General features: G+C 64.0%; 25 protein-coding genes and 1 pseudogene. 24 read left to right on the top strand and 2 right to left on the bottom strand.

The window, feature by feature from the left end; genetic code table 11:
* Positions 1 to 6 precede the first annotated feature (6 nt).
* From BW39_RS09160 to BW39_RS09105, 12 genes are all read left to right on the top strand, one after another.
* Positions 7 to 525: a hypothetical protein gene (locus BW39_RS09160; RefSeq protein ID WP_034395652.1), complete on the top strand. Its 519-nt coding sequence runs from the start codon at positions 7 to 9 to the stop codon at positions 523 to 525.
* A 180-nt stretch (positions 526 to 705) separates the two neighbouring features.
* Positions 706 to 1,830, top strand: coding sequence for a 4-oxalomesaconate tautomerase (locus BW39_RS09155; protein WP_043821252.1), 1,125 nt, complete (start codon positions 706 to 708; stop codon positions 1,828 to 1,830).
* A gap of 101 nt (positions 1,831 to 1,931) precedes the next feature.
* On the top strand, positions 1,932 to 3,314 hold the full coding sequence (locus BW39_RS09150; RefSeq protein WP_043821250.1) for an MFS transporter: 1,383 nt from the start codon (positions 1,932 to 1,934) through the stop codon (positions 3,312 to 3,314).
* 49 nt (positions 3,315 to 3,363) lie between these two features.
* Complete coding sequence (locus BW39_RS09145) at positions 3,364 to 4,392, top strand: amidohydrolase family protein (protein WP_043821249.1); 1,029 nt, start codon at positions 3,364 to 3,366, stop codon at positions 4,390 to 4,392.
* A gap of 33 nt (positions 4,393 to 4,425) precedes the next feature.
* The gene (gene ligK, locus BW39_RS09140) at positions 4,426 to 5,109 is read left to right on the top strand and encodes a 4-carboxy-4-hydroxy-2-oxoadipate aldolase/oxaloacetate decarboxylase (protein WP_013801814.1); all 684 of its coding nucleotides are present in this window, start codon (positions 4,426 to 4,428) and stop codon (positions 5,107 to 5,109) included.
* 13 nt (positions 5,110 to 5,122) lie between these two features.
* Entirely contained in the window at positions 5,123 to 6,040 is a 918-nt protein-coding gene (locus BW39_RS09135) for an amidohydrolase family protein (RefSeq protein WP_043821247.1), read from the top strand.
* Positions 6,041 to 6,088: 48 nt separating this feature from the next.
* A complete protein-coding gene (gene ligA, locus BW39_RS09130) occupies positions 6,089 to 6,544 on the top strand; it encodes a protocatechuate 4,5-dioxygenase subunit alpha (protein WP_034395671.1) in 456 nt (151 codons plus the stop codon).
* Between the two features lies 1 nt (position 6,545).
* A complete protein-coding gene (locus tag BW39_RS09125; protein ID WP_013801816.1) occupies positions 6,546 to 7,415 on the top strand; it encodes a class III extradiol dioxygenase subunit beta in 870 nt (289 codons plus the stop codon).
* A gap of 82 nt (positions 7,416 to 7,497) precedes the next feature.
* Positions 7,498 to 8,457, top strand: coding sequence for a Gfo/Idh/MocA family oxidoreductase (locus BW39_RS09120; protein WP_012206246.1), 960 nt, complete (start codon positions 7,498 to 7,500; stop codon positions 8,455 to 8,457).
* Between the two features lie 51 nt (positions 8,458 to 8,508).
* Positions 8,509 to 9,393: a 4-hydroxyphenylpyruvate dioxygenase gene (locus tag BW39_RS09115; protein ID WP_012206245.1), complete on the top strand. Its 885-nt coding sequence runs from the start codon at positions 8,509 to 8,511 to the stop codon at positions 9,391 to 9,393.
* 63 nt (positions 9,394 to 9,456) lie between these two features.
* Positions 9,457 to 10,353, top strand: a complete 897-nt coding sequence (locus tag BW39_RS09110) for a sugar phosphate isomerase/epimerase family protein (RefSeq protein ID WP_043821246.1) — start codon at positions 9,457 to 9,459, stop codon at positions 10,351 to 10,353.
* Between the two features lie 72 nt (positions 10,354 to 10,425).
* Entirely contained in the window at positions 10,426 to 11,451 is a 1,026-nt protein-coding gene (locus tag BW39_RS09105; protein ID WP_043821244.1) for an aldo/keto reductase, read from the top strand.
* A 16-nt stretch (positions 11,452 to 11,467) separates the two neighbouring features.
* On the opposite strand, the gene BW39_RS09100 is transcribed toward BW39_RS09105, so the two are convergent.
* On the bottom strand, positions 11,468 to 11,983 hold the full coding sequence (locus BW39_RS09100) for a nuclear transport factor 2 family protein (RefSeq protein ID WP_235264182.1): 516 nt from the start codon (positions 11,981 to 11,983) through the stop codon (positions 11,468 to 11,470).
* Positions 11,984 to 12,429: 446 nt separating this feature from the next.
* Here BW39_RS09100 and BW39_RS09095 point away from each other — a divergent pair, with 446 nt between their 5' ends.
* The 6 genes and pseudogenes from BW39_RS09095 to BW39_RS32285 all read left to right on the top strand — a co-directional run.
* On the top strand, positions 12,430 to 13,668 hold the full coding sequence (locus tag BW39_RS09095) for an MFS transporter (RefSeq protein WP_043821241.1): 1,239 nt from the start codon (positions 12,430 to 12,432) through the stop codon (positions 13,666 to 13,668).
* A 251-nt stretch (positions 13,669 to 13,919) separates the two neighbouring features.
* A complete protein-coding gene (locus BW39_RS30230) occupies positions 13,920 to 14,666 on the top strand; it encodes a class I fructose-bisphosphate aldolase (protein WP_081816168.1) in 747 nt (248 codons plus the stop codon).
* Positions 14,659 to 15,669, top strand: a complete 1,011-nt coding sequence (locus BW39_RS30225) for a 3-dehydroquinate synthase II (RefSeq protein WP_161786982.1) — start codon at positions 14,659 to 14,661, stop codon at positions 15,667 to 15,669. Before BW39_RS30230 ends, BW39_RS30225 begins: the two co-directional genes overlap by 8 nt.
* Positions 15,669 to 16,508 (top strand): shikimate dehydrogenase, encoded by an 840-nt coding sequence (gene aroE / locus BW39_RS30220; RefSeq protein ID WP_097202012.1) that lies wholly within the window; start codon positions 15,669 to 15,671, stop codon positions 16,506 to 16,508. The genes BW39_RS30225 and aroE overlap by 1 nt, the downstream gene beginning before the upstream one ends.
* Positions 16,509 to 16,538: 30 nt before the next feature.
* Positions 16,539 to 16,916: a hypothetical protein gene (locus tag BW39_RS31650; RefSeq protein ID WP_141441589.1), complete on the top strand. Its 378-nt coding sequence runs from the start codon at positions 16,539 to 16,541 to the stop codon at positions 16,914 to 16,916.
* 106 nt (positions 16,917 to 17,022) lie between these two features.
* Positions 17,023 to 17,772 (top strand): annotated as a pseudogene (locus BW39_RS32285) (IS110 family transposase); the annotation flags it as partial.
* Between the two features lie 256 nt (positions 17,773 to 18,028).
* On the opposite strand, the gene BW39_RS09085 reads toward BW39_RS32285, so the two are convergent.
* The gene (locus BW39_RS09085) at positions 18,029 to 18,799 is read right to left on the bottom strand and encodes an IclR family transcriptional regulator domain-containing protein (RefSeq protein ID WP_013801825.1); all 771 of its coding nucleotides are present in this window, start codon (positions 18,797 to 18,799) and stop codon (positions 18,029 to 18,031) included.
* A gap of 259 nt (positions 18,800 to 19,058) precedes the next feature.
* On the opposite strand from BW39_RS09085, the gene BW39_RS09080 reads away from it, so the two are divergent.
* The 6 genes from BW39_RS09080 (at position 19,059) to BW39_RS09055 (ending at position 25,488) form a co-directional block, all read left to right on the top strand.
* Positions 19,059 to 20,447 (top strand): MFS transporter, encoded by a 1,389-nt coding sequence (locus BW39_RS09080; protein WP_013801826.1) that lies wholly within the window; start codon positions 19,059 to 19,061, stop codon positions 20,445 to 20,447.
* A 33-nt stretch (positions 20,448 to 20,480) separates the two neighbouring features.
* The gene (locus BW39_RS09075) at positions 20,481 to 21,314 is read left to right on the top strand and encodes a shikimate dehydrogenase family protein (RefSeq protein ID WP_043821238.1); all 834 of its coding nucleotides are present in this window, start codon (positions 20,481 to 20,483) and stop codon (positions 21,312 to 21,314) included.
* A gap of 91 nt (positions 21,315 to 21,405) precedes the next feature.
* On the top strand, positions 21,406 to 22,557 hold the full coding sequence (locus BW39_RS09070; RefSeq protein WP_043821236.1) for a porin: 1,152 nt from the start codon (positions 21,406 to 21,408) through the stop codon (positions 22,555 to 22,557).
* A gap of 10 nt (positions 22,558 to 22,567) precedes the next feature.
* On the top strand, positions 22,568 to 23,626 hold the full coding sequence (locus tag BW39_RS09065) for a Gfo/Idh/MocA family protein (protein WP_043821233.1): 1,059 nt from the start codon (positions 22,568 to 22,570) through the stop codon (positions 23,624 to 23,626).
* Between the two features lie 56 nt (positions 23,627 to 23,682).
* Positions 23,683 to 24,120, top strand: a complete 438-nt coding sequence (aroQ, locus tag BW39_RS09060) for a type II 3-dehydroquinate dehydratase (protein ID WP_043821232.1) — start codon at positions 23,683 to 23,685, stop codon at positions 24,118 to 24,120.
* 84 nt (positions 24,121 to 24,204) lie between these two features.
* Positions 24,205 to 25,488 carry an MFS transporter gene (locus BW39_RS09055; protein ID WP_043821230.1) on the top strand — a complete coding sequence of 428 codons (1,284 nt, stop codon included), beginning with the start codon at positions 24,205 to 24,207 and terminating at the stop codon, positions 25,486 to 25,488.
* Positions 25,489 to 25,494: the final 6 nt, after the last annotated feature.

Genomic DNA, 25,494 nt, shown 5'->3' with positions numbered 1-25,494 from the left:
AAGAACATGGCCCTGCTCACCTTGCGAACCACCTTGCGCGCCGCGGCCGCCTTTGCGCTGGCCTGCTCGGCCCTTGCGGCCCAGGCGCAGACCTACATCAGCGGCTCGGTCTCGGGCCAGCTGGCACCGGGCGTCTACGGCACCGTGGACATCGGCAACGCGCCGCCGCCAGCGCTGCTGTACCAGCGCCCCGTGATCATTGCGCCGGCCCCCATGGCTCCGCCGCCTGTCTACATGTGGGTGCCCCCGGGCCACGCCAAGCACTGGGGCAAGCACTGCGCCCGCTACGGCGCCTGCGGCCGCCCGGTGTATTTCCTGCGCAACCCCCCGCCGCACTGGCATGCCGGGCCGCCGCGTCCCGATCCGCGCTGGCGCGAGGAGCGCCGCCACCGCGAATGGGAACACCGCCGCGACGACCGCCGCTGGGACCGTGACGACCGCCACGATCGCCATGGCGGGCGTGGTGATGACCACCGTGGCCCCGGGCATGGCCATGATCGCGGCCGGGGCCATGGCCGCGATTGAGCGGCACCGCACAAAAATAAGTTGTATCAAGCAGTTGCGGCGCACGGGCGCCGCAACCCGCAGCGCAAGCCTGGCACTGAGCTATGCCGGTTTGCTATAGCTGCTAGCGGGCTTGCTCAGTGGTGCCTGGCCCGCGCCATGCTCACAATAGCTGTCATACCCATACTGATAGAGACAGCCATGCAAACGGCCATTCCCTGCCTGCTGATGCGGGGCGGTACTTCCAAGGGCCCCTTCTTCCGGGCCACCGATCTTCCCTCCGACCTGCCCACGCGCGACCGCGTGCTGCTTGCGGCCATGGGCTCGCCCGACAAGCGGCAGATCGACGGCGTGGGTGGCGCGCATCCGCTGACCAGCAAGGTCGGCATCGTCAGCCTCTCCGACAAGGAAGGCATCGACCTCGAATTCCTCTTCGCCCAGCTGCAGCCCGACAAGGACACGGTGGACACCACGCCCAACTGCGGCAACATGCTGGCCGGCGTGGTTCCCTTTGCGCTGGAGACCGGCATGGTCTCCTCGCGCGGCGAGACCAGCACCTTCCGCGTGCTGACGCTGAACACCGGCATGGCGGCCGACATCACCGTGCAGACGCCCGGCGGCCAGGTGGAGTACGAAGGCTCGGCCCGCATCGACGGCGCGCCCGGCAGCTCGGCACCCATCGAAATCAGTTTCCTGGACACGGCCGGCTCGGTCTGCTCGGGCCTGCTGCCCACGGGCAAGCCCCGGGACACGGTCACGGTGACGGGCGAGGGGTTCGAAGACTTCACGCTTGACGTCACCTGCATAGACAACGGCATGCCGCTGGTGATCTTCAAGGCCGCCGACGTGGGCGCCACCGGCCTGGAGACCGTGGCCGAGCTCAACGCCGACACCGATCTCAAGCGCCGCATCGAGGCGCTGCGCCTGCAGATCTCCCGGACCATGGGCCTGGGCGATGTCTCGGCCAAGAACTACCCCAAGATGACGCTGATCGCGCCGCCCCAGCATGGCGGCGCACTGACCACGCGCAGCTTCATCCCCCACGTCTGCCATGACGCCATCGGCGTGCTGGCAGCCGTCACCGTGGGCACGGCCGTGAAGATGCCGGGCACCGTGTGCGACGGCGTGGCGCAGCTCACGCAGGGCGCGGGCTCGCTCACGGTGTCGGTGGAGCATCCCACGGGCGAATTCAGCGTGACGCTGGACAGCGATCCGGCACATCCCGAGGTGGTGACCAAGGCCGCCTTGCTGCGCACGGCGCGCCTGCTGATGCGCGGCGAAGTGATGGTTCCGCGCTCGGTCTGGGACGGCCGCAGGCAGGACTGAAGAAACAGCGCAGGGGCTTGCCGGCCCCTGCGGTACAAGGGGCGGGCCGCGCGCGCAGATGCGGTATCCGCCAGGCCGAGAGACAGTGGAAGAGACAAGTCATGACATCCGTCCAGAAGGACGCCGCAGCAACCGGCGTCAATGTGCAGACCCTGCTCAACGAGCACCCGTTTTCGGGATTCCAGTGGGTGATCTTTGCGCTGTGTTTCCTGATCGTTCTGCTCGATGGCTTTGACACGGCGGCCATCGGCTACATCGCGCCCTCGCTGATCGGCGAGTGGGGCGTGAGCAAGCCTGCGCTGGCGCCCGTGCTCAGCGCGGCGCTGTTCGGCCTGGCTGCAGGCGCCCTGTTCTCTGGTCCGCTGGCTGACCGGCTGGGCCGCAAGTCCGTGCTGGTGGGTTCGGTGGCGGTGTTTGCCGTGTCCTGCCTGGCTTCGGGCTTTTCGCCCGACATCTGGACGCTGGCCGTGCTGCGCTTCGTCACCGGCCTGGGCCTGGGCGCCGCCATGCCCAATGCCGTCACGCTGATGAGCGAGTACTGCCCTGATTCGCGCCGCGCCACGCTGACCAACGCCATGTTCTGCGGCTTTCCGCTGGGCGCGGCCTTCGGCGGCTTTCTGGCGGCCTGGATGATCCCGCATTTCGGCTGGCGCAGCGTGCTCATCCTGGGCGGTGCCGCGCCGCTGCTGCTGCTGGTGGCCCTGGTCGTGCTGCTGCCGGAGTCGGTGCGCCACATGGTGGCCAACAACTACCCGGCCGAGCGCATCCGCAAGGTGCTGGCGCGCATTGCCGGTGATGCCGTGCAGGGCGTGCAGCGCTTCGTGATGACCGAGTCCAAGCCCCGGCCCGAATCCCAGGCCAGCAGCGGCATGGGCGTGGTGCTGTCGCGCGAGTACCGGGTGGGCTCGATCATGCTGTGGATCGCCTACTTCATGGGACTGGTCATCTTCTACGCGCTGATGAACTGGATGCCCGTGCTGTTCAGGGAAGCGGGCCTGGACCCCAAGACCGGCACCCTGGTGGCCGCGCTGTTTCCGCTGGGCGGTGTGGGCGCCGTGCTGTTCGGCTGGCTCATGGACCGCTTCAATGCCAACCGCATCATCGCCATCGGCTATGCGCTGACGGCGGCCTCCATCTGGTGGATCGGCCAGACGGCTGGTCACCTGGGCTGGCTGGTGGTGGCCGTCTTCCTGGCCGGCACCATCATGAACACCGCGCAATCGTCCATGCCGGCGCTGGCTGCTGCCTACTACCCCACACGGGGCCGTGCCACGGGCGTGGCCTGGATGCTGGGCATTGGCCGCTTTGGCGGCATTGCGGGCTCCTTCCTGGTGGCCGAGCTGTCGGCGCGCCAGCTGGGTTTCAGCGAGATCTTTGCCGTGGTGGCCATTCCGGGCGTGATCGCCATGGCCGCCCTCATCATCAAGCAGTACAGCAGTCCCGAGCCGCAGGGCGGCGCGGCGCCTGCCACACCCCTCCACTGACCCCTCCACTGACACATTCCCACCCCATAAAGACGCAGGAGACCATCCGATGATCATCGACGTACACGGCCACTACACCACCGCGCCCGCGGCCCTGGGCGCCTGGCGCGACCTGCAGATCGCAGGCCTCAAGGACCCGTCCAAGGCCCCCAGGGCCAGCGATCTGAAGATCAGCGACGACGAGATCCGCGAGACCATCGAGACCAACCAGCTCAAGCTGATGAAGCAGCGCGGCTCCGATCTCACCATCTTCAGCCCGCGCGCCAGCTTCATGGCGCACCACATCGGCGACTTCGAGACATCGAGCACCTGGGCCGCCATCTGCAACGAGCTGTGCTACCGCGTCAGCGAGCTGTTCCCCGAGCACTTCATCCCGGCCGCCATGCTGCCGCAGTCGCCTGGCGTGGACCCCGCCACCTGCATTCCCGAACTGGTCAAGTGCGTGGAGCAGTACGGCAACGTGGGCATCAACCTGAACCCCGATCCTTCAGGCGGCCACTGGACCTCGCCCCCGCTGTCGGACCGCTCCTGGTATCCCATCTACGAAAAGATGGTGGAGTACGACATCCCCGCGATGGTCCACGTCTCCACCAGCTGCAACGCGTGCTTCCACACCACCGGCGCCCACTACCTGAATGCCGACACCACGGCCTTCATGCAGTGCCTGACCAGCGACCTGTTCAAGGACTTCCCCACGCTCAAGTTCCTGATCCCCCATGGCGGCGGCGCCGTGCCCTACCACTGGGGCCGTTTCCGCGGCCTGGCGCAGGAGCTCAAGAAGCCGCTGCTGGACGAGCACCTGCTCAACAACATCTTCTTCGACACCTGCGTCTACCACCAGCCCGGTATCGACCTGCTGACCAAGGTGATCCCCGTCAAGAACATCCTGTTCGCCAGCGAGATGATCGGCGCCGTGCGCGGCATCGACCCGACCACGGGCCACTACTACGACGACACCAAGCGCTACATCGAGGCCACGGCCAACCTCACCGAAGAGGAGCGCTACCAGGTCTACGAAGGCAACGCGCGCCGCGTGTTCCCGCGCATGGACGCCGCCCTCAAGCAAAAGGGCCTGTAAGCAGGCCGCCACCACAGATCCAAGGAGAACACCATGTACGAACTCGGTGTGGTTTACCGCAACATCCAGCGCGCCGACCGCGCGGCCGCCGATGGCCTGGCCGCCCTGGGCTCGGCAACCGTCCACGAGGCCATGGGCCGCGTGGGCCTGCTCAAGCCCTATATGCGTCCCATCTATGCGGGCCAGCAGGTCTCGGGAACGGCCGTCACCGTGCTGCTGCAGCCCGGTGACAACTGGATGATGCATGTGGCCGCAGAGCAGATCCAGCCCGGCGATATCGTGGTCGCGGCCGTGACCTCGGAATGCACGGACGGCTACTTCGGCGACCTGCTGGCCACGAGCTTTCAGGCGCGTGGCGCGCGTGCGCTGATCATCGACGCCGGCGTGCGCGACGTGAAGACGCTGCAGGAAATGAACTTCCCCGTGTGGAGCCGCGCCATCTCCTCCAAGGGCACGATCAAGGCCACGCTGGGCTCGGTCAACATCCCGGTGGTCTGCGCAGGCATGTGGGTCACGCCCGGCGACGTGATCGTGGCCGATGATGACGGCGTGGTCTGCGTGCCCGCCGCCAAGGCCGCCGCCACGCTGGAAGCCGCGCAAAAGCGCGAAAGCTTCGAGGGCGAGAAGCGCGCCAAGCTGGCTTCCGGCGTGCTGGGCCTGGACATGTACAAGATGCGCGAGCCCCTGGAAAAAGCCGGCTTGCGCTATATCGATTGAGGAGGAGAAGCGCATGAGCAATTTCGAGAAGACCCCCGGCTGGCTGGACTGGTACGCCGGCCCCTCCAAGCCCAAGTTCCAAGTGCCCGCAGGCGCTGTGGATGCTCACTGCCACGTCTTCGGCCCCGGCGATGAATTTCCCTTCGCGCCCGAGCGCAAGTACACGCCCTGCGACGCGAGCAAGCAGCAGCTGTTCGCGCTGCGCGACCACCTGGGCTTTGCGCGCAACGTCATCGTGCAGGCCACCTGCCACGGCGCCGACAACCGCGCCATGGTCGATGCCTGCAAGGCCGCCAACGGCAAGGCGCGCGGCGTGGCCACGGTGCGCCGCAGCGTGACCGATGAGGAGCTGCAGGAGCTGCACGCCGCCGGCGTGCGCGGCGTGCGCTTCAACTTCGTCAAGCGCCTGGTGGACTTCACGCCCAAGGACGAGCTGATGGAGATCGCGGGCCGCATCGCCAAGCTCGGCTGGCATGTGGTCATCTACTTCGAGGCCGTGGACCTGCCCGAGCTGTGGGATTTCTTCACCAGCCTGCCCACCACCGTGGTCGTGGACCACATGGGCCGCCCCGATGTGAACAAGCCCGTGGACGGCCCCGAGTTCGAGCTGTTCCTCAGGTTCATGCGCGAGCACCAGAACGTCTGGAGCAAGGTCAGCTGCCCCGAACGCCTGTCCGTCACCGGCCCCAAGGCGCTGGACGGCGAGCAAAATGCCTACCGTGACGTGGTGCCCTTCGCCCGCCGCGTGGTCGAGGAATTCCCCGACCGCGTGCTGTGGGGAACCGACTGGCCCCACCCCAACCTCAAGGACCACATGCCCGATGACGGCCTGCTGGTCGATTTCATCCCGCACATCGCCCCCACGGCCGAACTGCAGCGCAAGCTGCTGGTGGACAACCCCATGCGCCTTTACTGGCCCGAAGAGGCCTGAAGGCGACCATGTCCGGCCCGGGTGCCGGACATATTCAAGGAGATATCCATGGCATTGGACAAACCCTATCTGGACGTGCCCGGCACCATCATTTTTGATGCCGAGCAGTCCCGCAAAGGCTACTGGCTCAACCAGTTCTGCATGTCGCTGATGAAGGCCGAGAACCGCGAGCGCTTCAAGGCCGACGAGCGTGCCTACCTGGACGAATGGGCCATGAGCGAGGAACAGAAGCAGGCCGTGCTGGCCCGCGACCTCAACTGGTGCATGCGCACGGGCGGCAACATCTACTTCCTGGCCAAGATCGGCGCCACGGACGGCAAGAGCTTCCAGCAGATGGCAGGCTCCATGACCGGCATGTCCGAAGAGGAATACCGCAACATGATGGTGGGCGGAGGCCGTTCGGCCGAAGGCAACCGCCGCGTGGGCGAGGAGGGCGATGCCCAGGCCCACCGCCAGCCGCAAGGCCTGGCCGGTGCAGCGAACAAGAACAAGGAAGGCAACTGACATGGCGCGCATCACCGCATCCGTCTACACCTCGCACGTGCCCGCCATCGGCGCGGCTATGGACCTGGGCAAGGCAGACGAGCCCTATTGGCAGCCTTTGTTCAAGGGCTTCGAGCACTCGCGCCAATGGCTCAAGGACAACAAGCCCGACGTGATCTTCCTGGTCTACAACGACCACGCGACCGCGTTCAGCCTGGACTTCATCCCGACGTTTGCCATCGGCACGGCCGCTGAATACCAGCCGGCCGACGAAGGCTGGGGCCCGCGCCCCGTGCCCAAGGTCGTCGGCCATCCGGAGCTGGCCAGCCACATCGCGCAGTCGGTGATACAGCAGGACTTCGACCTGACCATCGTCAACAAGATGGACGTGGACCACGGCCTGACCGTGCCGCTGTCGCTGATGTGCGGCCAGCAGGACGCGCGCACGGGCGCCTGGCCCTGCCCGGTGATTCCGTTTGCCGTCAACGTGGTGCAGTACCCCGTGCCGTCGGGCCAGCGCTGCTTCAACCTGGGCCGCGCCATCCGCCGCGCCGTGGAGAGCTTCGACGAAGACCTGAACGTGCAGATCTGGGGCACGGGCGGCATGAGCCACCAGCTGCAGGGCGCGCGTGCGGGCCTGATCAACAAGGAGTGGGACAACCGCTTCCTGGACCTGCTGATCGAGAACCCTGCCGGCCTGGCCAAGATGCCGCATATCGACTACGTGCGCGAGGCCGGCTCGGAAGGCATCGAGCTGGTGATGTGGCTGATCGCGCGCGGTGCCATGGCCGATGTGGATGGCCCCGCGCCGCTGCCCAAGGTCAACCACCGCTTCTACCATGTGCCTGCGTCCAATACGGCCGTGGGACACCTCATCCTGGAGAACGGCTGAGGCCCCCACGTTCATCACTGCGTGTATTCACTGCCCCCCGAGGGGGCCTTCGCCTCCTTGAGGCGGCTCTACGGAGACTCATATGAGCAACAAGACCATCAAAGTCGCCCTGGCGGGCGCCGGTGCCTTCGGCATCAAGCACCTGGACGGCATCAAGAACATCGACGGCGTTGAAGTCGTCTCCCTGGTGGGCCGCGAGCTGGCCAAGACCCAGGAAGTGGCCGACAAGTACGGCATCAAGCATGTGACCACCGAGCTGGCCGACAGCCTGGCCCTGCCCGAGGTGGACGCCGTCATCCTGTGCACGCCCACGCAGATGCATGCCGCCCAGGCCATCGAATGCCTGAAGGCCGGCAAGCATGTGCAGGTGGAGATCCCGCTGGCCGACAGTCTCAAGGACGCGCAGGCCGTGGCCGATCTGCAAAAGCAGACCGGCCTGGTGGCCATGTGCGGCCACACGCGCCGCTTCAACCCCAGCCACCAGTGGGTGCACAAGAAGATCGCGGCCGGCGAGTTCAACATCCAGCAGATGGATGTGCAGACCTACTTCTTCCGCCGCACCAACATGAACGCGCTGGGCCAAGCCCGCAGCTGGACCGATCACCTGCTGTGGCACCACGCTGCCCACACCGTGGACCTGTTCGCCTACCAGGCCGGCAGCCCCATCGTGAAGGCCAATGCCGTCCAAGGCCCCATCCATCCGGAGCTGGGCATTGCCATGGACATGAGCATCCAGCTCAAGGCCGCCAATGGCGCGATCTGCACGCTGAGCCTGTCGTTCAACAACGACGGCCCGCTGGGCACCTTCTTCCGCTACATCGGCGACACCGGCACCTACATCGCGCGCTATGACGATCTGGTCAACGGCAAGGAGGAGAAGATCGACGTTTCCAAGGTCGATGTGTCCATGAATGGCATCGAGCTGCAGGACCGCGAGTTCTTCGCCGCCATCCGTGAAGGCCGCGAGCCCAATTCCAGCGTGGCCCAGGTGCTGCCCTGCTATCAGGTCCTGCACGACCTCGAGCAGCAACTGCAGGCCTGACCCGCCCGGCGAGCCGTCGCAGCGCACCATGTTTCCATCCGGAGTACCGCAATGACCGATTCCTCCTCCAGCAGCCGGGAAGACGTGCCCGAGGCGTCCAATCGCCTCGGGATCGACGGCATAGAGTTCATCGAGTACACGACCAGCCAGCCCCAGGCCCTGGGCCAGGTGCTGGAGGGGCTGGGTTTTCGCCCCGTGGCGCGGCACCGCTCGCGCGAGGTGACGCTGTACCGGCAGGGGGACATGAACCTGGTGGTCAATGCGGGCGCTGCCGATGCGTTGGCCAATGCCGCCTCGGACGGGCAGCCCGTCATCTCGGCCGTGGCGCTGCGCGTGCAGGATGCCCTGCAGGCGCATACGCGCTGCATCGAGCTGGGGGCCTGGGCGGCGCCCAGCCAGGCGCAGGCGATGGAGCTGCACATCCCGGCCATCCACGGCCCGGGTGGCAGCCGCTTCTACTTTGTTGATCGATGGCAGGAGTTCTCCATCTACGACATCGATTTCAAGCCCATCGCCGGGGCCGATCCCCATCCACCGGCGCTGGCCGGCCTGGGCTATTTCGGCGTGGTCCAGTACATAGGGCGTGGCCGCAGCGCCGACTGGATCACCTACTTCGAGCGCATGTTCGACTTCCACCTGCTGCCCGACGCGCAGCGCTTCGGCATCCTGCCCAAGGGCAAGCTCATGCGCAGCCCCTGCAAGCGCTTCCTGTGGCAGCTCATCGAGCCCGATCCGGGCCTGGAGTGGGACGACATGCCCGAGCGCCTGCAGCGCATCGGCCTGGGCACCACCGACGTGCCTGGCGCCGTGCAGGCGCTGCGCCAGCGCGGCGTGGAGTTCGTGGAATCGAGCCGCCTGCACCCCGATGATCGCGGCGCGCTCACGCGCAACGCCATGGGCACCGTGGTGTTCGAGCTGGTGCACCGCGACGCCTAGTGCAAAGCCTGGCGCGGCGCCGTCCGATTCAACCGCCGATACACAACGATCCTGGAGGGCAACATGGGCTTGCTGGACAGCTATGGCATGGACACCATCACTCTGAATGGCTCGCTGGAGGCCAAGCTCGACGCCATCCGGCGCGCGGGCTTCACCCAGGTCATGCTCAGTGCGCGCGACCTGGCCGGCCACCCGGGCGGCGTCAAGGCAGCGGCGGCGGCCGTGCGCGCCAGCGGCCTGCGGCCCACGGGCTTTCAGGTGCTGCGCGACTTCGAGGGCCTGTCCGACCACCTGCACCACTACAAGGTGGACATCGCCAAATCCATGCTGGAGATGTGCGCCGAGATCGGCAGCCCCGTGCTGCTGGCCTGCTCGTCCACCTCGCGCCATGCCACGGGCGATCTCGACGTGATTGCGCGCGACCTGCGCAAGCTGGCCATGCTCGGCATTCCGCTGGGCGTGAAGATCGCCTACGAGGGCCTGTCCTGGGGCCGCTCCGTCAATGAGTTCACCACCAGCTGGGACGTGGTCTGCCGTGCCGACACGTCCAATCTGGGCATCGGGCTGGACTCCTTCCACATCCTGGCTGCCAAGACGCCGCTGGACGCGCTGGAGCTGATCGACCGCGACAAGATCTTCCTGGTGCAACTGTCCGACTTCATGTGGCATGACGCGCCCACCTTCGAAGAGCGCATGGCCACGGCGCGCACCTTCCGCGTGTTCCCGGGCGAGGGCGTGCACAGCGAGCGCCTGGCCGACCTGGTGCTGCGCCTGGACCGCCTGGGCTACCGGGGCGATTACAGCTTCGAGGTCTTCAACGACGACTACCAGCAACTGCCGCTGGACACCGTGGCCGAGCGTGCGCGCCGCAGCGCCATGTGGCTCAACGACGACGTGCTGCACCGGCCCGTGCCGCTGCCGGCCTGGGCGCGCACGGGCGTGAGGGGCACGTCGGTTTGACGGCAAAATGGGCCTTCGACATTGCAAGGGAGCGCTGGCCGCTCCCTTGCTTCTTTTCCCTGTGAGAAAACCATGACCAACCTGTCCACACGCCACCTGGGTCCCTTCTCCGTCAGCGCCGTCGGCCTGGGCTGCATGAACCTCAGCCACGCCTATGGCCATCCGCCGTCGCCCGAGCAGGGCAAGGCCGTGCTGCATGCGGCGCTGGACGCCGGTGTCACCCTGTTCGACACGGCGGCGCTGTATGGCTTCGGCGCCAACGAAACCCTGGTCGGCCCCGTGCTCAAGTCCCACCGCAACCACATCACCCTGGCCAGCAAATGCGGCATGGCCGGCGTGCGCGGCGAAGACGGCGTGGTGCGCCGCGTGATCGACGGCCACCCCAGGACCCTGCGCCGCAATTGCGAAGACAGCCTGCAGCGCCTGGGCACCGATGTCATCGACCTCTACTACCTGCACCGCTGGGACCGCCGCGTGCCCATCGAGGAATCGGTGGGCGAGATGTCGCGCCTGGTGGAAGAGGGCAAGGTGCGCGCCCTGGGCCTGTCCGAGATCGGCGCCGACGCGCTGCGCCGCGCCCATGCCACCTTCCCCATCGCCGCGCTGCAAAGCGAGTATTCGCTGTGGTCGCGCAATGCCGAGCTGGGCACGCTGCAGGCCTGCAAGGAACTGGGCATTGCCTACGTGGCCTTCAGCCCGCTGGGCCGCGCCTTCCTCACGGGCAAGCTCCAGGAGGTCGAGGGCCTGGTCAAGGGCGATATCCGCGCCGCCATGCCGCGCTTCGCGCCCGAGGCCTATGCGAAGAACCTGCAACTGCTCGCGCCCATGCAGTCCATTGCCGAGCGCGCCGACTGCACGCTGGCCGAGCTGGCCATCGCCTGGGTGCTGCACCAGGGCGAGCATGTGATTGCCCTGCCGGGCACCACCAGCGTGGACCACCTGCACGAAGACCTGCGCGGCGGCGCCGTGCGCCTGGATGCGGCCCTGCTGGCCGAACTGGACGACCTCTTCAAGCCCGAGCGCATCCAGGGCGACCGCTATGCCGTGGCTTCGCAGCGCGAGGTGGATACGGAAAAGTACGCGTTCGAGACCGTCTGAACACGCCGCAGGCCGCTCATGGCATGGATGCGGCCAGGTCGAATGGCGCCGTGGGCGTGCCCTGGTGGAAGCGCATCTGCCAGCCCAGGGCCGTGCGCAGCCAGACCGAGGAGCGCAGCGTATGCCGGCCGGCCGTTCCATCCTCGGCCACGCTGGCCGAGCGGTAGGTCAACAGTGCGCTGTCCGGCCCCAGGCGCGCCAGCGCAAAGCCGCCTGACACCAGCCGGGCAGGGGGCCCTGCTGGCAAGGCGGCCGCCAGGCTGTCCACGGTGGCGGCCCGGTCGTGCACGCCGCCCGATCGGCCGAATTCCAGGAAGTCTTCATGCAGCAGCGCCTGCAGCTGGCCTGCATCCGATCGCACCTGCGGATCGTGCAGCCGCACTTCCAGTGCCTGCAGATGCTGCAGCAGACGGTCGTCGCCGCCATGCACGCCGGGGGTCGTGACCTGTGCCGACGTGCGTGCGCCCAGCACAGGGCAGTGGGCAGCGTCGGAGGGTTGGGGCGGTGGCGAGGGGACATGGCGTGGGTGCATTGGGCGTGTCAACAGGGTAGCGGCGCGGGGATGTCGAGATCAACTATGCACGATCCGTAGCGGCACTAGGCGCGCATGCCCGGATGTCGCGACCGCGCGAAGCTTGTGGAAGTGGCAGCGTGCTTGATTTACAACGACAAGCCTTCGGTACTGCGCGGTGCGCGGATCGTCGCCTGCGATCGCCGGTCCGAAACCCCCGCCCTGACGTGCGGCGGTTGTGTGGCCGGCACCACTGCGATGACTCCACACGGATAGTTTTCGGCATTCGCTGGCTTGGGATAAACCCGCAATCTGAGCGATCAATGGACTATTGTGTTCGATGAGCGAACGCGAGCCGCTGCTCCATGCTAGGAGAGCGCGGTCTTCGTTTCTACAGTCGTGCTCATGCATCTGCTTTTGCACTTCCACGTTCGACGCGTTCTGCGCGGTAACCAAGCTCCATTGAAATGAGCTGTACCGACTACGGCCCGTGCCGCACCGTCTCCTTTGCATTACTGCTGCCGCTGCTACTGGCCGCGCAGGTGGTTGCCACCGATAGTTATCTGCCGGCGTTGCCTGAGGTCGCCCGTGACCTGGGCTCGGCCAGCAGCAGCCTGACCGTGTTCATGCTGGCCTTCGGCGTCGCCCAACTAGCATGGGGGCCGTTGGCCGACCGCTTCGGGCGCCGGCCGGTGCTGCTAGTGGGGCTGGCCTGCTATGCGGTCGCGGCGGCCGGCTGCGCGCTGGCGGGCAGTGCGAACGCCCTGGTGGCCTGGCGGGCCCTGCAGGGCGCGGCCATGGCGGCCATACTAGTGTGCGCACGGGCCGCGGTGCGCGACCTATATCCGGCCCATGAAGGGCCGCACATCATGGCCCGCGGCCTGACGGGCTTGGGCATAGTGGCCCTGGTGGCTCCGATAGCCGGCGCATGGGGCGTCCAGACGGCCGGTTGGCGGTGGGTGCTGGGGGCGATGGGGGTCTACTCGCTCGCGTTGCTGGTGCTGTGCTGGCGCACCTTCAGCGAGACGCAGCAAGCGGAGGAGGAGGTGGCCCCTGTCTTCGCATCTGTATCCACTGGCGGAGTGCGCCAGGTGTTCGCCAGCCCCAGCTTTCGCGCCTGGACGGCGCTGGCCGCAACCACCTACGGCGGCATCTTTTGCTTTTTGCTGCTGTCGCCAATGGTGTACGTCGACCTGTTTGGCCTGTCGCCTGCGCGCTATGGCTGGATTCCAGCGGGCGGCTCGCTGGTTTACATCCTCAGCACCACATGGTGCCGGCGTTTGCTGTCACGGCGCGGTCCGGTGCGCACGGTGCAGTTGGGCGCTTCGCTCAGTCTGCTAGGGCCGTGCATTCAGATCACCGGCTGCGTACTGGCGCCGACCTCGCCCATTCCATTGTTGTTAGGGCATGCGGTGTACGCGTTGGGAAATGGCATCCACCAGCCTTGCGGCCAAGCGGGCGCGGTGGGTGAACTGCCGCCGCAGCTGGCCGGGAGGGCTGTGTCGTGTTCGGGCTTTGTGATCATGTGTGTGGCCTTCTGTGCCGGCCAGCTGGCGGCGCAATTTGTTGATCCGACGATGCCCCACGGTGCCTGGCCGATGGTGTTGCCTATGGCGCTGGCGGGCGTTGTGCTGGTTCTGATCGCCTTTGTCTGGCTGCCGTGGTTGTATCGGGCGCGGGCGGCGGAAATGGTTCAGCCATCATGAGTTTGCTGCTGTAGTTCAAATCCGATAAAGCCTTGGCTTTGCTCAAACTAAAGGAGTATTCGGCTCGAAAAATTAATAAAAGATATTTTTTATAGTCCGCGCCTGATTTATGTTAGTTGTATTTGTGTAGAACTATATTTCGCCTAAAAGTGAATTAAGATCGGGCTTTAAAATCTTAAAAAATGGGAGGTTTCAGGAGTATCAGAGGTCTGATCTATTTTTGAGAGATTCTGTGTGGAAATATTGTTTAAATGGAATTAAATATGTTAAATCATAATTCAAGTTATATTTTTGTGGCACTTGATCATGGCATATCTATGGGGTCAATAGATGGGTTGCATGATATGGGTAAAACGATAGGAGACATCCTAGATGGGCCGGTGGATTTTTTGGTTGTCAATAAAGGCACGTTCCGCCGGTACAGGAATATCATTGAAGACGCTCGTTGTTTCATAAATATTTCTGCGGCTTACCGGAACTCTCTCGAAAAGGTATTGGTTGCAACACCTGAAGAAGTGGCGGCGATGGGTGCTTATGGCGTTTCTGTACATGTTAACCTTGGAAACGAGCATCAAAGTAATATGCTCAGAGACTTAGGTGGCGCTGTGGAGCAATGTGCAAGGTTGAATCTAAAATTATTGGCAATGATGTACCATCGTTCCTATAGTCAGAACGGCGAAGTGGTCGAACTACGGGACCCCGAAACCTTGAGCCATCTCTGCACCGTTGCTGCAGAGCTAGGTGCAGATTTTGTGAAAATTGCAGCTCCAAACCCAGCCTCTGGGTTAAGCGAAGTTGCCCGTAGTTGCCCTATCCCGATTTTAATCGCCGGTGGATCCAAAACAACTACGAATGAAGTAATTTGGAATGTGAAGCAGGCGATTAAAGCGGGTGTTGCCGGTGTGTCATTCGGCCGAAACATATTTCAAAGCGAAAACATTGCGCTAGTTCTCGAGAATATTAAAAATGCGATGCGAGAGGAAATTTGTCATGGCTAGGGAATTTTGGCTTCTGGTAAAAGATTGGAAGAAAGAAGTTGTAATGGATGCGATAGAAATTGGATTCAATGGTATCTTCACGCCACCGGAATATATAGCTCAAATCAGAGAATTGGCTCGCGTGAAAATAATCTCTGCCGATCCTGAAGCCGACATGATTTTAGGTACCGACGTTTTTGAGTTGCACCTTGACGAGAAAAACGCAGGATCAACGCTCAAGACCTCAAGCAGTGATGCTCCCGTTATTCTTTATAGCGATGATTGGCGTGTGATACCAATGGAAAATCTTTTGGCTTCTAGGTCAAATGTTATTCAGCATGTTCGGTGTTATGAAGAAGCGGAATTAAGCCTTGAGTCGCTTGAGCGAGGCGCCGATGGTATCCTTCTTGAAACTAGCTCGGTAGAAGAGATTAGGCGGGTCGGTCAACTTATTACAAGAGGAAATACTGAACGCGTCTTGTTCGACACGGCGCAAGTAACTTCGATTTCTCAGGTTGGTGTTGGCGATAGAGTGGCAGTTGATTTTTGCTCGCTACTTGAGGATGGTCGGGGGGTGCTGGTTGGTAATTCCTCTTCTTTTCTTTTTCTAGTTCAGAACGAAAATGTCGATAATCCTTATTGCGATAAAAGGCCGTTTAGAGTCAATGCGGGTGGCGCACATTCTTATGTGCGTATGCCATTTGATGAAACAAAATACCTCATAGAGCTTCAGACTGGTATGTCAGTTTTGACAGTTGATCCCAATGGGGAATCTAGGTCGACCCTGGTTGGTAGAAGCAAGATGGAAAAAAGATCTATGTTGCTTATTAATGCTAAAGTTGGTGATAGATTAGGTTCCATCTTGCTTCAGAATGCGGAAACCATAAGGCTAACGAAGCCTGGTGGTGAAAGTGTTTCGGTTACTAAAATTGAACCTGGAGACGAAATCTTGGTTCAGTTGGATGCACTTTCTTTTGGGAGGCATTTTGGTAAAAGGGTAAAAGAAACGATTAGGGAGAAGTGATGAATGTAAAGATTGCTGGACATACTTCTATTTGTGTGGTTGTTGGTGATCCGATAGAATTTACCTTGTCACCAAAAATGCACAATGCAGCTTATCGTACTCTTGGTATCGATGATAAATTTGTATTTGTTTGCTGCGAAGTCAATAAAGAATATACCTCGAAGATTGCAGATTTTGCTCGCGTAATGGGTGTTTGTGGGCTAGCAGTTGCAAACCCTCACAATACTAAGATTGTCCAGTACCTAGATGAAGTCGACCCTGTTGCTGAATTGATCGGTTCGGTCAATACTGTTGTGAATAGAAAAAACAGATTGATTGGGTACAATACCGACTGGGTCGGCGCTGTTACTGCTCTTGAGCTAATCACCACGCTAGATAAGAAGAAGGTTGCTATTCTTGGCGCGGGCGGGGCTGCTAGAGCGATTGCGTTTGGATTGCGCGAGCGTGGATCGGATATTTCTATTTTCGCGCGAGACATCAAAAAAGCTTCGGCCTTAGCAAGGCGCGTCGGCGCTGTCTCATTGACGTTCGAGGAGATAGCTGGTGTGGCTGACTATGACATTATCGTCAATGCGACTCCCATTGGTAAATCTCCATTTCAAAATATATCGCTGGTGCCAGCTTCTTGTCTTAATTCCGATCAGGTTGTGATGGATGCAGTTTACCTTCCCCTGAAAACTCGACTCCTGGTCGAAGCGGAAAAAATAGGTGCAAAAATAGTACCTGGGATGGAAATGCTTTTGCACCAAGGAGCGGCGCAATTTGAGATACATACAGACTGCAAAGCTCCTCTTGATGCCATGCGAAGCAGCTTACTGAATATTTTTCAGGCCGTTTAATCTAACTGCAAAGGGAGCCTCCTCGGCTGTGTGCAACTCACATTCAAGGATGCCGCATACCAGAGCACAGGAACCAGTCGAATTTTGGCCGATGGTGTTGTCTATGGCGCTGGCGGGCGTTGTGCTGAGCAAAATGGATGGGCACCTCGCCGCAATCCGCTCAAGGGCGCGCTGGGCGATGCACTGCATGCAGTGATGTGCGTCGCCGAGCACAACCTGCGCCTGAACCTGGCCGCGCCGCGGCTTTATTGCACCCGCTTCGGGCTACCGATGCAGTGGGCCATTGCTGCACTGGCCCCGCGCCCGGTGAGCGCAAACCTGCCTGTGGCTGAGAACGGAATTGTTCAGTGCGTACTCTTTAAGTATCGGACCGGCTCGGGTAGCCCTAGTGGGCTCTGGGATTTTTGAAGCCTATGACTGAGCACTGGGTGCCTGAGCCGTACCGTCCTTATCTGCAGCCCAAACGCTTGTAGGAACTTGAAGTTCGCATAGACAAGCATGGGAGTGAGAAGACGTGTCCGACTCTGTTTTTATCGGTATTGATGTCTCCAGCCACACGCCGGAGATCGCCAGTAGCGACCAGTTCAAGACCTGGCAGGTCGCCAACGACGTCAGTGGCATCGAACAACTCGTCCACCAAGCCATAGCCCTGGCGCCGGCCCTGGTGGTGCTGGAGGCTACCGGCGGCTACGAGTTCGAGGCGGCCTGCAGGCCGCGGGCCTGGCGGTGGCCGTGGTCAACCCGTGCACGGTACGTGACTTCGCCCGCGCCACGGGGGCATTGGCCAAGACCGACGCACTGGTTGCGCGCATGTTGGTGGCCTTCGCCCACGTGCTGCACCAACATGCCGAGCGCAAACGCTTCGTTAAGCCGCTGGCCGACGCCGAGCTCCGCACGCCCGAGCATCGAGCGGGTCATCGAGTTCCTCAAGCACGAAATCGGCGATAGCGAAGCGCAGGCGACCACGCATTTGCAGCGCCTTCATGCCGCGCTGGTCGGCGTGGCGCCCTTGAACCGCGACTCTGGCCAGATGCGTGGGCAGCGTTGCATCTGGGGTGGGCGCGCCGATGTGCGACAAACGCTGTACATGACCACCATCACGGCAGTACGACACAACTCGGCACTCCACGCCTGCTACGAGCGCCTGCGGGTGGCCGGCAAGCGCAAGAATGTTGCCCAGGTCACCTGCATGCGCAAGCTGCTGACGATGCTCAACGACATTGCCAAACATGGCTCAATGTGGGATTCGACTATGCATAGTGCTTGGCGAGCAAGACGGTTGCTCAGTCGCACCAACGCGACCCCTCTGACACAGGCGCTGGACAAGCCCTCGGTCCCCAGGCTGCTCACGATGTTGCCCTGGGCATGTAGGCCGGTCGAGCTGACGAACTACAGGAAGAGCGGCAGCAGTCCGGAGGCGTCGCAGTGCAGTCCCAGATTGTGCAATCGCTGTCCCATCGCCTGAAGATGCAGCAAAAGCGCGAGGTCGCAGTCGCATCCCTGCCTAGCCGGCGCATGCATCAGATCAGATCCCGCATGGCCTGCGCCGTCTCACGCAGCACGGGCAGCACGCGGGCAACGGCGTCCTTGCCGGTTTCGTGGCCCATGGGCATGGTTACGTTGAGCGCGCCCGCCAGCGTGCCGTGGCGGTCACGCAGCGGCACGGCAATGCCGCGCGAGTCCAGGTTGAGCTGCTGTTCGCACAACGCCCAGTCCTGTGAGCGGATCAGCGCCAGCTCACGGCGCATCTGGCTAGCGCTGGTGATAGTGTGAGGTGTGAAGACGGTAAGCGTGTGGTTTCCTAACCAGTGCTCCAGCTCATCGTCGGGGCGTAAAGACAGCATCAGCATACCTGCGGCCGTGACCTGGGCCGGCACGCGCGCGCCCAGCACATAGCCGGTATTCATGTTGCGGTTGGGGCCGTTACGCGCGATGTAAACCACCTCGTCGTCGTCCAGCATCGCCAGGTAGGCAGTCTCATAGGTGCCGGCCGCAACGCGCTGCAAGAAGGGCTGGACGATGCGCGGCAGCCGTGCCGACTCCAGGTAGGACTGCCCCAGCCGCAGCACGCGCGGCGTAAGCCAGAACAGCTTGCCGTCCCCCGCGACATAGCCCATGTGCTGCAGCGTCAGTAGATAGCGCCGCGCAGCTGTGCGCGTCATGCCCGTACGCTGGCCGGCCTTTGTCGCCGTCATGCGTGGATGCACGTCGTCGAAGGCTTCGATGATGGAGACACCGCGCTCCAGGCCGGCAATCCAGTCGCGGGGATCGAGTAAGGGGGCAGTGGTCATGCAAGGCGTGGCTTCGGTATTAACCCTGAGTGTGTTCGATCATCGAACCGTGCTGAACGATCAGTGCACAAGCTATGGCAAATGGTCTTTGATTTGTCCATAGTAGAAAACTATATTTTCCACGACCCGTCGGCCTACCAGCAAGCATCCGTCAAAGGTTTTCCGCTGAGATGCTTTGAGACAAAAAGCTGTCGCCCTGGTGCCGCGGACCTTGCGCAGCATGGGGGCGCGGGGGCATTTTTCATGGAGGAGACAAGACATGAGCGCAACATCGATCGACACGCAGCAAGGCCTAAACCAGCCTGGGAAGGCCGCGACCAGCGGCTGGATTGGCTCGGCCCTGGAGTACTACGACTTCTTCATCTACGCCACGGCGGCTGCGCTGGTCTTTCCGCAGATCTTCTTTCCGCAGGGTGATCCGGCGATTGCCATCATCGCCTCGCTGGCCACCTATGGCGTGGGCTATGTGGCGCGGCCCATCGGCGCCTTCGTGCTGGGCCACCTGGGCGACACGCACGGGCGCAAGCAGGTGCTGGTGTGGTGCATGTTCCTGATGGGCTTTTCCACCATCGCCGTGGGCCTGCTGCCCACCTATGACCAGGTCGGCCTGTGGGCGCCCGCGCTGCTGGTGCTGATGCGGCTGATCCAGGGCTTCGCGGTGGCCGGCGAGATCTCGGGAGCCAGCGCCATGATCCTGGAGCATGCCCCCTTCGGGCGGCGTGGCTTTTTCGCCTGCTTCACTCTGCAGGGCGTGCAGGCCGGCCAGATCCTGGCGGCGGCCGTTTTCCTGCCCCTAGTCCACTACATGCCCGCCGAGCAGTTCAACAGCTGGGGTTGGCGCGTTCCCTTCATCCTGAGCTTCGTCGTCATCATTGCGGGCTGGATCATCCGCCGCGAGGTCAACGAGACGCCAGCATTCACCCATGCAGGAGCTAGGAAGGAGCGCGCGCCCTCGCCCGTGGTCGATGCGTTCCGCCACCATTCTCCCGACATGCTGCGCGTGGTCTGCATGGCGCTGATGAACGTGATCCCCGTGGTGGCCACCATCTTCGGTGCCACCTATGCGGTGCAGCCCGCCTACGGCATCGGCTTCGCCAAGGACATATACCTGTGGATTCCCGTGGTGGGCAACATTGTGGCCGTGCTGGTGATTCCCTTCGTGGGCAGCCTGTCCGACCGTATCGGACGGCGCCCACTCATCATCGTCGGCGCGCTGTTGTCGGGCCTGCTGGCCTTCGGATACCTGTACGCCATCAGCATTCGCAACATGCCGCTGGCCTTCGTGATGTCCATCCTAATGTGGGGCGTGGTCTACCAGGGGCACAACGCGGTGTATCCCAGCTTCTATCCTGAGCTGTTCCCCACCCGCACGCGAGTCTCGGCCATGGCCATCTCGCATAACATCGGCACGGCCATCACTGCCATGCTGCCCGCGCTGTTCACCGCCGTCGCGCCTCCAGGCTCGGCCAACGTCTGGCTGACGGTGGGCGCCATCACCTTCGGCATCACCATTCTGGCAGCCCTGGCCGCCTGGAGCGCCCGCGAGACCTATCGCATCCGCATGGAGGAGCTGGGCGAGCCCGGCGCCCGCGCCGTTGAAGCCTCCGAATACGACCGCCTGCGTGCCCAGGCTATGGCCCGTCGCTGAACCTCGACAACCGAAAGCAATGAGCTCCAGGAAATGATTTCCGGAAAAACCACCCTCATCGCCCACATCGGCGACCCGACCGAGACCTTCAAGTCGCCCATGATCTACAACCCGTGGTTCGACAGCCGGGGCATTGATGCCTGCGTCGTGCCCATGGGCGTGAAGGCGGCGCATTTCGCCGGCGACTTTGCCGCCATCATGCGTTTCACCAACCTGCGCGGCGCGCTGATCACCATGCCGCACAAGGTGTCCGTGGTGGACCTGGTGCACGAGGTCACGCCTGCCGTGCACATTGCAGGCGCCTGCAATGCCGTGCTGCGGCGCGAGGATGGCTCGCTGCTGGGCGACCAGTTCGACGGCGCGGGCTTTGTGCGCGGCGTGCTGCGCAAGGGCCGGCAACTGCAGGGCGCGCGGGTGCTGATTTCCGGCGCGGGTGGCGTAGGGTCGGCGATTGCCGCCTCGCTGGCGGCAGCCGGCGTGGGCGAGCTGATGCTGTTCGACACGCGGGCTGAGAGCGCGCAGGCCCTGGCAGGGCGGCTCGCTGCCTACTACCCGAGGATGAAGGTGGGCACGGGCTCCAGGGACCCGCAGGGCTTTGACGTGGTCGTCAACGCCACACCGCTGGGCATGAAGGACGATGACCCGCTGCCGTTCGATGTGCAGCGCATCGCGCCCACCACCTTTGTGGGCGAGGTGGTGATGAAGTCCGAGTTCACGCCCCTGCTGCGCGCCGTGCGCGACAAGGGCTGCGACTTCCAGGTGGGCACGGACATGCTGTTCGAGATGATTCCCGCCTACCTCGAATTCTTCGGCTTCGGCAGCGCCACACCCGACGAGCTGCGCGCCACCGCCCACATCTCCTACTGATCCAGCCGACAGACAACCGGCCCTGAATGCGTCCAGGGCAGGGCGCAGCCACGCCCGAAAAAGCATTTTTCACAGAGAAGGAGACAAGACCATGCAACAGCAAATGCACCAGACACCGCGAGTGCCGCAGCGCGGGGCCCTTCGCATCCTGGCCCTCGCCACCGTGCTGGGCGCCTGGGGCGCGGGCGCCCACGCCCAGTCCTCGGTCACCATCTACGGCAGCGTGGACCAGTACATCAACCACATGCGCAGCAGCTCGGGCGCATCCATGACCACGCTGGAGGACGGTGCCCTGCTGCGCAGCCGCCTGGGCTTTCGCGGACAGGAAGACCTGGGTGGCGGCCTGTACGCGAAGTTCCAGCTGGAGATGGGCATCAACGCCGACAACGGCACGCAGGCCGACAGCACGCGCGGCTTCGACCGCCAAAGCTGGGTGGGCCTGGGCGGCGGCTGGGGCGAGGTGCGGCTGGGCCGGCAGAACACCGTGATCTTCGGGCGCGGCGACTACATCGACTTCACCTCGCGCACGTTGGGATCGATGGTCAACAACTTCGGCGTGCCCTCGCGCTTCGACAACGACATCTCCTACACCTCGCCGCGCGTGGCCGGCTTCCTGTTCGAGGCCCACTACGCCATGGCCGAGACCGGTGCTCCAGCGCGCCAGGCCATCTACCAGCTGGGCCTGGACTACCTGAACGGCCCTTACCGCGTCGGCTATGCAGGCCTGTATGCGCGTGCGCCGCAGAACGCGGCCTATACCGACGCGGTCCGCTACGACAACCTCTACGCCAACTACGACTACGGCAAGGGCAAGGTCCAGCTGGCCTTTGTGCGGTCCAACAACAGCACGGCGGGCTCGGCGGGCAACAACACGGGCACGGTGCTGGGCAATGTGGGCGGGCTGGTGGCGGGCACGAATGCCGATGTGCGCCGCTTCTACCGCGTCTGGCAGCTGTCGGCCGACTACCGCGTGACGCCGCAGCTGCGCGTGGGCGCGCTGTGGGGCCGCATACAGGATGGCTCGGACAGTGGGCGCGGCGCATCGGGCGGCGCGGTCGCGGCCTACTACGACCTGTCCAAGCGCACCATGCTCTACGCGGTGGCCGAGCAGTTGAAGAACGACCGCAATGCGGGCTTTCGGCTGGCGGCATCGGGCGGCATGAAGCCCAACTTCACATCGGCCGACGACGTCAACGGCCGCACCATCAAGGGCGTGCAGCTGGGCGTGCTGCACCGCTTCTGAGGGGCATGCCATGGCACAGCTGCACCCGCTTCGCATTGCCGTGGCCGGCGCCGGCGCGATCGGCCAGGCGCATATCGTCGCCATCGGGGCCCAGGCGGACTGCCGTCTGTCCGCCATCGTGGACCCGGCGCCCGCAGCCCGGGAGCTTGCCCAAAGGGCCGGAGTGCCGCTGTGGCGCGACCTGGGCGAGCTGATCGCCCATGACCGGCCCGACGCCGTGGTGCTGGCCACGCCCAACCGCCTGCATGCCCCGCAGGCGGCGCAGTGCATGCATGCGCGCCTGCCCATCCTGCTGGAAAAGCCCGTCACCTCCACCGTGGCCGAGGCACAGCGCCTGGCCGCGCTGGCCGAGCGCAGCGGCGCCCGCGTGCTGGTGGGCCACCACCGCGCCCACAGCCCGATCATGGCGCGGGCCGCAGCCCTCATCGCCCAGGGGCGGCTGGGCCGCCTGGTGGCCGTGACAGGCGCGGCCCTGTTCTACAAGCCGGACGCCTATTTCGAGGAAGGCCCCTGGCGCCGCGAGGCCGGTGGCGGCCCCATCCTGCTCAACATGATCCACGAGGTCCACAACCTGCGCATGCTGTGCGGCGACATCGTGGCCGTGCAGGCCTTCGCCTCGCATGCCACGCGCGGTTTTGCCGTGGAAGACACGGTGGCCATCAACCTGCGCTTTGCCAGCGGCGCGCTGGGCAGCTTTGTGCTTTCGGACACGGCCGCCAGCGCGCGCAGCTGGGAGCAGACCTCGCAGGAGAACAAGGCCTATGCCAGCTATGAGGACGAAGACTGCTACCTGGTGGCGGGCACCTTCGGCTCGCTGGCCATACCGAGCATGCGGCTGAAGACCTATGCATCGGCCGGCCAGCGCTCCTGGAATGAGCCCTTCGACCTGGATGTGGCCGCCGTGGAGCGCGAAGACCCGCTGGTGCGCCAGATGGCGCATTTCGCGCAGGTGGCGCGCGGCCTGGCGCAGCCCCTGGTCAGCGTGCACGACGGCCTGCGCAACCTGCAGATCACCGAGGCCATTGCAGAGGCTGCCCGCATGGGCGCCGCCATCGACACCACGGCGTGACCCGGACACCACCGGCGCGCCATCCTCCATCCATGACATCAAGCCACGGAGCCTCCATGAAAAAGATCCTGATGCTGCACGGCATCAACCACAACATGTTCGGCCAGCGCGACCCCGCCCAATACGGCACGGTCACGCTGGCCGAGATCGACGCCTCGCTGCGCAGCCTGGGCAGCCAGCTGGGCTGCGAGGTGGACAGCTTCCAGACCAATTGCGAAGGCGCCATGTGCGATCGCATCCACCAGGGCTTTCGGGACGGCGTCGATGGCGTGCTCATCAACGCCGGCGCCTGGACGCACTACAGCTACGGCATCCGCGACGCGCTGGCCATGCTCACCGTGCCCTTGGTGGAGATCCACATGAGCAACATCCACGCGCGCGAGCCCTTTCGCCACCACTCGGTGTTTGCCGACATCGCCCGGGGCCAGATCTGCGGCTTCGGCGCGGACAGCTATCTGCTGGGCCTGCAGGCCGTGCTGTCCGCCGTCGCATAGGATGCATGGCGCGCAACTGGCCATGTATCGTCCTTCGAACTCCCTCGCTCGACGCGCTGCATGCCGTGACCAGGCTTCATTGAGATGAACTTCGCCGATCCCGGCCCGCGCCGCTCCGTTTCCTTCCTCCTGCTGCTGCCGCTGCTGCTGGCCGCGCAGCCGGTCGCCACCGATGGCTATCTGCCGGCGTTGCCCGAGATCGCGCGCGACCTGGGCTCGGCCAGCAGCAGCCTGACCGTGTTCATGCTGGCCTTCGGTGTCGCCCAGCTGGTGTGCGGGCCGCTGGCCGACCGCTTCGGGCGCCGGCCCGTGCTGCTGACGGGTTTGGCCTGCTACACGGCAGCGGCGGCAGGCTGTGCGCTGGCGGGCAGCGCGGACGCACTGGTGGCCTGGCGCGCCGTGCAGGGCGCGGCCATGGCGGCCATCCTGGTGTGCGCACGGGCTGCGGTGCGCGAGTGGTATCCGGCCCATGAAGGGCCGCGCATCATGGCCCGCGGCCTGATGGGCCTGGGGCTGGTGGCCCTGGTGGCGCCGATTGCCGGTGCATGGGGAGTCCAGGCCACCGGCTGGCGCTGGGTGCTGGTGGCGATGGGCGTCTACTCGCTGGCTTTGCTGGCACTGTGCTGGCGCACTTTCAGCGAGACGCGGCAAGCGCCGGCGGAGTCTGCTCCGGTCCTCGCATCCGTATCCGTATCCGTATCCGTATCCGTATCCGTATCCGTATCCGTATCCGCTGGCGGTGTGCGCCAGGTGATCGCCGACCCCGGCTTTTGCGCCTGGACGGCACTGGCCGCAGCCACCTACGGCGGCATCTTCTGCTTTTTGCTGCTGTCGCCGATGGTGTACGTCGACCTGTTCGGCCTGTCGCCCGTGCTCTACGGCTGGATTCCAGCGGGCGGCTCGCTGGTCTACATCCTGGGCATCACATGGTGCCGGCGCCTGCTGTCGCGCCACGGGCCGGTGCGCACGGTGCAGCTGGGCGCTTCGCTCAGTCTGCTGGGGCCGTGCATCCAGATCGCCGGCTGCATGCTGGCGCCGGCCTCGCCCTTTCCACTGCTGCTGGGGCACGCGGTGTATGCGCTGGGCCATGGCCTGCACCAGCCTTGTGGCCAAGCGGGCGCGGTGGGTGGCCTGCCGCCGCAGCTGGCCGGGCGGGCCGTGTCGTGTTCGGGCTTCGCGATCATGTGCGTGGCCTTCTGCGCCGGCCAGCTGGCGGCGCAATTTGTCGATCCGACGATGCGCCACGGTGCCTGGCCGATGGTGCTGCCCATGGCGCTGGCAGGCGTTGTGCTGGTCCTCATCGCCTTTGTCTGGCTGCCGTGGCTGTACCGGGTGCAGTCAGCGCAAAGGGTTCAGCCCCGGTCATGACACTGT

Source organism: Delftia sp. RIT313 (genome assembly GCF_000632165.1).
Taxonomy (GTDB): Bacteria; Pseudomonadota; Gammaproteobacteria; order Burkholderiales; family Burkholderiaceae_C; genus Comamonas; species Comamonas acidovorans.
This window is presented reverse-complemented; position numbering and strand designations above follow the sequence as displayed.